General features: G+C 67.0%; 4 protein-coding genes and 1 pseudogene. 3 read left to right on the top strand and 2 right to left on the bottom strand.

Annotation, left to right across the window (positions count from 1 at the left end):
* From ACLL81_RS13335 to ACLL81_RS13325, 3 genes and pseudogenes are all read left to right on the top strand, one after another.
* Positions 1–391 (top strand): annotated as a pseudogene (locus tag ACLL81_RS13335) (DNA topoisomerase IV subunit B); the annotation flags it as partial.
* A 23-nt stretch (positions 392–414) separates the two neighbouring features.
* Complete coding sequence (locus tag ACLL81_RS13330) at positions 415–630, top strand: AbrB/MazE/SpoVT family DNA-binding domain-containing protein (protein ID WP_411288842.1); 216 nt, start codon at positions 415–417, stop codon at positions 628–630.
* Positions 617–973, top strand: a complete 357-nt coding sequence (locus ACLL81_RS13325; RefSeq protein ID WP_411288841.1) for a type II toxin-antitoxin system PemK/MazF family toxin — start codon at positions 617–619, stop codon at positions 971–973. The genes ACLL81_RS13330 and ACLL81_RS13325 overlap by 14 nt, the downstream gene beginning before the upstream one ends.
* On the opposite strand, the gene ACLL81_RS13320 is transcribed toward ACLL81_RS13325, so the two are convergent.
* Together ACLL81_RS13320 and ACLL81_RS13315 are read right to left on the bottom strand one after the other, a co-directional pair.
* Entirely contained in the window at positions 970–2349 is a 1380-nt protein-coding gene (locus tag ACLL81_RS13320) for an MATE family efflux transporter (protein ID WP_411288840.1), read from the bottom strand. The two genes, ACLL81_RS13325 and ACLL81_RS13320, sit on opposite strands and share 4 nt — an antisense overlap.
* 94 nt (positions 2350–2443) lie before the next feature.
* Positions 2444–2959 carry a phosphoglycerate mutase family protein gene (locus ACLL81_RS13315; RefSeq protein ID WP_411288839.1) on the bottom strand — a complete coding sequence of 172 codons (516 nt, stop codon included), beginning with the start codon at positions 2957–2959 and terminating at the stop codon, positions 2444–2446.
* Positions 2960–3173 lie beyond the last annotated feature (214 nt).

Raw genomic sequence — 3173 nt, 5'->3', positions numbered from 1 at the left:
GCTGCTGATCACCTTCTTCTACCGATCGATGCCCGAGACGATCCGTCAGGGCCGGCTGTTCATGGCCCTGCCCCCGCTCTACCGGATCAGCGCGGGCCCCCTGAGCGAATACGCCCGCGACGAGGCCCACCGCGACGAGCTTCTGGCCACCGTGTTCAAGGGCAAGAAGACCGAAATCGGTCGCTTCAAGGGCCTGGGCGAGATGATGGCCTCGCAGCTCAAGGAGACCACCATGGACCCGAAGAAGCGCACGCTGGCGCGGGTCACGGTGCCAGCCTCGGAAGAGGAGATCGAGGACCTGGTCGAACGGCTGATGGGCAAGAAGGCCGAGGCCCGGTTCCAGTTCATCCAGGACAACGCCCAGTTCGCGGGGGCCGATCTTGACGTGTAGCCGGTAAGGAATATCCTTACCGCATGATCACGAGTCGCATCAGCAGCAAGTCCCAGACCACCGTTCCGCAAGCCGTGCGCAATGCGTTGGGTCTGCGCGAAGGCGACGAACTGGCCTATGACATCCGCGACGGTCGGGTAACCCTGACCAAGGCGCGAACGACCGTTCAAGACGATCCATTCGCCACCTTCCTTGAGTGGGACAGCGAAGCCGACCGCCAAGCCTATGCCGACCTTTAGGAAGGGCGACGTCGTCAAAGTCCCCTTCCCTTACACGGATCGGGACGTTCGGCAGCGGCGTCCAGCTTTGGTGGTAACGGATCAGCCGATCGGCGATAGCGATCGCCTGCACTGGGTCCTGATGATCACGAGCGCGGACCACCGACGTTGGTCGGGCGACGTTGCGCTGGGCAGACATCACGCCGAGGCGGGTCTTCCTGCACCATCACTGATCCGGACGAGCAAGATAGCCACCGTGGACATTGATCGGATGGAGCCGCTTGGGCGGATGCCTGACGCTTTCATGACCACTGTCGAGGCGGAACTGGACACCATACTGGGCCGTACAAGCGTGAACGACTAACCGCCCGCAGCCTCCCCGATCGCCGCCCGCGGGGCCAGCCCCCCCAGTTTCCGCTTCAGCTGATCTCTGAGGAACAGCAGGGCCACGGCGGCCTGCAACAGGGCCGAGGCGGCCGAGGTCCACCACAGGTGTTCGAGCCTGGCCCATGGTTGGGCCGAGAGCCAGAAGGCGGCTGAAGTGAAAACGATCAGGCGCAGCAGGCCGCCGACCAGGGCCGGGCGGGTGTCGCCGAGCGCCTGGAAGGCCCCCGAGGCCGTGAAGATCAGGCCGGTGCCGATGAAATTCAACGAGACGATGCGCAGATAGGTCGCCGCGACCTCGGCCACCGCCGGGTCGGGCGCAAAGGGGGCCACCAGCAGGTCCGCCTTCCACAGGCAAAGGGCTGTCAGGCAGGCCATCAAGGCCGAACTCATCAGTGCGGCGTCGCGCACCGCGCGGCGCACCCGGTCGGGCAGGCCCGCGCCGAAATTCTGGCCGGCGACCGGGGCGACGGCGAAGGAGATGGCCATCGCTGGCAGGAAGACCGCCTGCATGACCCGCGAGCCGACCCCAAACCCGGCCTGGGCCTCGCTGCCGAAATTGCGGATGACGGAATAGACCACGCCCATGGTCACGAACATGAGCAGGAATTCGACCGCCGACGGCAGGCCAATGCCGACGATCCGGGAAAGGATGGCAGGGCTGGGCCGGTCGAGTCGCAATGGCGCCGACATCAGGGTTTGCACCCGCCCGAACAGCCAGACGGACCCAAGGAACCCAGCTCCGGCGGCGGCCGAACTGGCCAGACCGGCCCCGAAGGCGCCGAGAGGTACGCCCGAACCCCAGCCGGCGATCAGGACGGGCGCGAGGACGGCGTTCAGCAGGACAGTGCCGGTCTGGATCAACATGGTCGGCCTCACGACACCGGCCGCCCGCAGGGCCGCCCCCATAGCCCCGGTGGGAAACATCAGAGCGAGCGCGGGCAGGAAGCCGTGCAGATAGGCCCTGCCCTGACTGGCCGTGGCGGGATCGGCGGCGAGCGCGTCAATCGCCAGTCCGCCAAACCCGTAACCGAGCACCAGGGTGAGGATGAACAGGCCCGCCGACAACAGCATCGACTGGCGGTAAACGCCCTCCACCTGGCCGAAATCCTTGCCGCCGATGCCTCGGGCGATCAGCGAGAGCGAGCCCACGGCGACCATCTGGGCCGCCGCCATGACCAGAAAGAAGACCACCCCCGCCAAGCCGACGCCGGCGAGGGCGTCTGGGCCCACCGAGCCGACGAAATACAGGTCAATCAGGAAATAGAGCGTCTGGAATAACAGGCCCAGGCCGATGAAAGCCGCCATGCCGATCAGCTGTTTGGTGATAGAGCCTTGGGTCAGGTCCTGCTGCATCTGGAGTCGCCCGGCGCCGCGCATGGCCTGCCCATGCCGAACAGCCACGATTTACCCGGACGAAACGACATCGTCAATATTACCCGGATATATTCTACTCGCAGGCCGACGGCGCCCCGTAGCGGCCGACGACGGCGGCGGTGTGATCCCCATTGAGATCCAGCACCGTCAGCCGGTCGTACTCGCAATCCGCCATGTCCGCCGCGGCTGTGTAGCCCAGCGCCCGCGCGATCAGGGGAATGGTGTTGCTGTGTCCGACCACAAGAACGACGGCCTCGGCCGGCAGGGCGCGGACCCGGGCGGCGACGGCGGCGACGTGGGCCGGGGTCCCGCCGTCGAAACCGATCGGCTCGATCGTCACCGAGTGGAATTCGGCCGTCGGAGTCGCGGTCAGTCGGGTACGTTGCAGAGGGCTGGTGAAGACGTGGCCCGGGTGGGCGTCGACAAGGGCGGCCGCGAGGGCGGCGGCGCGGACCTGGCCCGCCTCGGACAGGAGCGGATCGGCGCTGGCGTCGGCCTTCTCGGCATGGCGGACCAGAACGACGGTCTGGGCCATGGCCGACCCGGCGGCCAGCAGCGACAGCGCGGCCGCGAGCATGAGGCGTTTCATGATCTCAAATCCCCGTTTCACGGCAGACTGGCGGGCGGCGCGGCGGCTGTCGAGCCGTCAATGCGTCTTCACCTCGCCCGGCTGGGCGAAGGCCGCCTCGCCGCTGACCTCGGCATAGACGGAGCTGAGGTCTTCGAAGACGCGGTTCCAGGCGAAACGTTCAACGGTGCGGGCGCGCGCGGCGACGCCCAGAGCCTCTATGTCCCGGGCGAAC

It is taken from the genome of Phenylobacterium sp. (genome assembly GCF_046590535.1).
Classification (GTDB): Bacteria; Pseudomonadota; Alphaproteobacteria; order Caulobacterales; family Caulobacteraceae; genus Phenylobacterium.
This window is presented reverse-complemented; position numbering and strand designations above follow the sequence as displayed.

Excerpts from the sequence above, each read along its gene's own strand:
- ACLL81_RS13325 (WP_411288841.1), top strand. The coding sequence starts at position 617 with ATGCCGACCTTTAGGAAGGGCGACGTCGTCAAAGTCCCCTTCCCTTAC.
- ACLL81_RS13320 (WP_411288840.1), bottom strand. The coding sequence starts at position 2,349 with ATGCAGCAGGACCTGACCCAAGGCTCTATCACCAAACAGCTGATCGGC.
- ACLL81_RS13315 (WP_411288839.1), bottom strand. The coding sequence starts at position 2,959 with ATGAAACGCCTCATGCTCGCGGCCGCGCTGTCGCTGCTGGCCGCCGGG.
- ACLL81_RS13330 (WP_411288842.1), top strand. The coding sequence starts at position 415 with ATGATCACGAGTCGCATCAGCAGCAAGTCCCAGACCACCGTTCCGCAA.